Source organism: Arenibacter sp. F26102 (assembly GCF_023015865.1).
GTDB lineage: Bacteria > Bacteroidota > Bacteroidia > Flavobacteriales > Flavobacteriaceae > Arenibacter.
This window is the reverse complement of sequence record NZ_JALKBC010000040.1, coordinates 1-4,189: the sequence shown is the minus strand read 5'-3', so window position 1 is coordinate 4,189 and position 4,189 is coordinate 1. Positions and strand designations below refer to the sequence as shown.

The window sequence follows — 4,189 nt, the reverse complement described above, 5'->3', positions numbered from 1 at the left end:
CCGCTTTCCATTACACTGGCAGGTCTAAAATTTCCTTTGCCATCTCCAAATAGGACCATACCCTTGTTGGCATCATACCTTCCAAATTTCACCCTTGTTCCAAAGAAATTCCCTCCCACAATTATATCTTCATTACCATCGTTATCAATGTCATCCGTTAGAGTACCATAAATGGGTGAAAATTGTGTTTGAGCGGGCAATGGAACCAGTTTAAATTTGCCATTTCCTAGGTTTTCCATATAGCTGGTGTCAAAATTTTTAGCTTTCAAGACCATTGCTCCCTTTAATTCCTCTGTACTAAAAATATCCGTGATTTTGGCTGAGGCATAATCGGAATAACTTAAATATTTCGCTTTTAGTCCACTTAATTGCCCCACCATATCGTCTTTGGAAAAAACAGGATATTCCTCCCCCATATTATATGAACTCAATATAGGATCCAAGGATCCATTACTATCAAAATCTTTGGTATACAAATCAACTGGCTCAGTTATAGAGGTTTTTAACTGGGAATTTCTACCGAAATTTCCTATGATATAATCCATATCCCCATCCTTGTCAAAATCTCCTTGTTCTATACTGTTCCACCAGCCTTCGGAATTATTTAATCCATTATCTTGAGCGAGTTCTACCAATTTACCTTCCACATTTTTGAATGTTCTAATCCCCATCCATTCTCCAACAATAATAAGATCAATAAAATTATCGTTATCAAAATCGGTCCATAAAGCGTCCGTTACCATTCCAGGATATTCCAAGTCATAATTCACGGAAGCGGTAATATCTTTAAACACCCCTTTTCCATCATTCTCCAAAATATAACTTCTCGGCGAAGTGGGGTATTTACCGGGCACCGATCTACCTCCCACAAAAAGATCTAAATCCCCGTCCCCGTCAATATCGGAAGCCTTAACAGTAGAACTGCTTGTAAGCATTTTCGGCAATGCCGCGGTTTTTTTGGAAAAGTTACCCCTGCCATCATTTAAGTACAATCTATCTTGCAATTCTACAGAGTCTTCGTTATAATCATTGCCTCCACTTACCACATATAGATCCATATCATTATCGTTATCCGCATCAAAGAAGAGGCATCCAATGTCTTCTGAATCTTTATCCATGATAAATACCTTTTCATTGATGGACAAAAACTTTCCTGATGGTGTTTGCACAAACATTTTTCCTTCACTTCCCTTAGCACCTCCAACAAATATATCTTCCAGTCCATCATTATTCACATCCGCTTTGGTGATTTTTGGTCCTTGGGTGGATAGTTTATGGGGCAGTAACTGTTCCCTCTTAAAATCGTTATAATCATTTTCCAAATGAAGGTAGGGGATAAGACTGTCTTTGGTTATATTGGTAAAATAGGTTTTGCCGACTATTGCTTCGGAATTATTCTCCACCAAAGTTGCATCCTTCTGATTTAGTGTAATTGTTTGATCGGCTTTTACATCGGTAATGATCTGAACCTTGCCATCCGGCCAAATAATTTTCACCTTATCAACTGTCTCAACGGCCCCTAATCCGAAAATCAAATTAAAATCCACGGAAGATTGAAATCCTCTAGTAGGCATCAATTCCTGCATAAGTATTTCATTTCCAATATTTAATATGACTTTGGAGCCAATCCCAAATGTATTCTTTCCTTCGCCTATAAAATTGAATTTCAGGTGGTGGTTGGTGTTATGCAAATCACTATTGTTTCTATAAACGAATGGATATTCGTCTATATTATTGACCACAAGGTCCAGATCACCATCATTATCCAGATCAGCGTAAACAGCACCATTGGAGAGGGACTTCTGATTTAGGCCCCATTGCTCATTAACTTTGGAAAAAGTAAGGTCGCCGTTATTGTGATAGGTATAATTTTCTTCAATGGTAGCTGGCATGTTTTCCAATAAATCGGTAATGGCGGTTTCAACCCCTGTTTTATTTTGATTAATTCTTTCCTGAACGGCATAGTTCATAAAATCCATATTGGTGTAATCCCGTTTCACACCATTGGTAATGTACAAATCCTTAAAACCGTCATTGTCCAAATCTGTAAAAAGGGAGGCCCAACTCCAGTCGGTGTTGGAAACCCCGGCGAATTGACCAATTTCTGAAAATGATTGCCCCTGATTGTTCAAGTGCATCATATTTCTCATAGTCTGATAGTAGAATCCAGATTTTTCCAAGAGACTATTTTTGTCATAATTGTCCGGACCTGAGACCATTTTTAATCGGTAGTTATTCTCCGGAAGCATATCCACAGTCATAATTTCTGGATACCCATCATTATTGATATCCGCTACATCGGAACCCATTGAGAAATGGGAGGTATGCCCAATATAATTTTCCAAGCTTTCGGTAAAAGTACCGTCATGATTATTGATATATAAATAATCCTGTTCCTTAAAATCGTTTGAAATATAAATATCCGGCCAGTTGTCATTATTAACGTCTGATACGGATATTCCAAGTCCAAATCCAAGAACGTTGGAAACTAGCCCAGCATCATTGCTCACGTTAACAAACTTTCCATTATCGTTCCTATAAAGTCGGTCTTCATAGGCAGGGTTTCTTTGGTGCTTAAGATTATTTGAAATTTGTCTAAAACTGGAATATTCCTGTGAGGAATGATTCACCACATATAAATCAAGATCTCCGTCCCTGTCATAATCAAAAAAAGCGCCTTGTGTGGAATACCCAGCATCATCAATGCCGTATTCTGCTGCCTTCTCGGTAAAGGTTAAGTCACCGTTATTTATAAAAAGTAAGTTCTTTCTTTTAAAATCGTCCTTAGCTGCAGATCTACACACATAAATATCCAAATAACCATCCCCATTAACATCTGCCATGGTAGTTCCTGTGTTCCATAAACCTTCAGCGAATACTCCTGCTTTTTCTGCAATTTCTTCAAATTTAAAATTGCCATTATTGATATATAGCCTACTTCCTACCATGCTTGCGGTAAAGTAGAGGTCGGGAAGACCATCATTATTAAGGTCACCTACCGAAACGCCTCCGCCATTGTAGATATAGCCATAGGTTAATATATTAAATTCTTCAGTTTCCATTAGAATAGGTTTAAATGTAATTCCAGTTTTGTTGCCAGGCATTAGGGAGAACATTTTGCTTTCATCTACCTGCTGGCAAGAAAGGAACACTGTTGTTGTTAGAAGCAGGCATATTTCGGTAATTGTTTTACTCATGTTAAAAAGGAATATAGCAACAATGGCAAGATTTTATGTGTTAGTTATTATAACCGAGAATTTAAAACTACTAGATAATTTTTAAGAGGGTAAGTTAAGAAATTAGGGGGACTCACCAATATAAATGAATATGTTTAAAATGAAATTTCACGAAATTATTAGGCAATAAAAAACTTGTGATTTTAAAATAAAAGGCTTTCAATTTGTTCACCATGAAAATAGATGGTTGAATATCATAAGTTTGGTCCACCTGTATCCCACCACAACCTTGTAGAATTGTTGTCCGGTCCAACTTATTTGGCTGTTGGGTCGACAAGGTCAGCGGCATTGTTATTTATAAAACAGGATCACAATAGGTGGTAACCCTGAACATGAAAATAATCTTTAACAAATTGGTCCATTCTACAAAGACAAGTTGTTCTCTAGCCTCGGCTATACCGATTAATTGGTTAGCGTGAGCTATAACATTTAGCACAGCGTACTCATTGGCATCTGGTATTCCTGGAATTTCCCTAAAGGGGAATCTGGTTCCCCTCCAACGACCCATGACATATGGTTCAAAATTGGCTTGGGAAATAGGATTGGTTTCCCCGGGGGAATATTGATTTAAAATACGCCCTGCTTGAAGTTCCATATAGGCACATCGGTATCTACAAGCAGATCTTCCCAAGGTAATTATCTCCTCTGCTCCCCAAACTTTCCTACTTATTTCGGATAGTACTATGACCTAATAAATTTATTCTCCAGAGTTACTACTTTCCAATCAATCTTTTTGAAAGTATGTTCATAACCTTCAAATTTGAAATAGGCACAGAATTTGGATTACTAATGTTATAGGTGTCCTAGGACATTATTTCTTCCTTAATGGTAACTGACCCCGATTGGCCCCACATTCCGAGACATAATCCCAGTGCTATTATTAGGCTGATACTTCTTGCTTTCACTTTTCTATTATTTAGTTGATTCAATTTTATACATTGCAATGCCATCAT

The 4,189-nt window shown here is 37.5% G+C and carries 2 protein-coding genes; both read right to left on the bottom strand.

Annotated features, from left to right (window positions below; all coding sequences use genetic code 11):
- On the bottom strand, positions 1-3,197 hold a 3,197-nt coding region (locus MWU78_RS22125; RefSeq protein ID WP_247001975.1), incomplete at its 3' end, for a VCBS repeat-containing protein.
- A gap of 334 nt (positions 3,198-3,531) precedes the next feature.
- Complete coding sequence (locus MWU78_RS22120; RefSeq protein WP_247001973.1) at positions 3,532-3,831, bottom strand: hypothetical protein; 300 nt, start codon at positions 3,829-3,831, stop codon at positions 3,532-3,534.
- Positions 3,832-4,189 lie beyond the last annotated feature (358 nt).

What these genes read in the sequence shown, in the direction of transcription:
- MWU78_RS22120 (WP_247001973.1), bottom strand. Translation starts at nt 3,831, where the DNA reads ATGGAACTTCAAGCAGGGCGTATTTTAAATCAATATTCCCCCGGGGAA.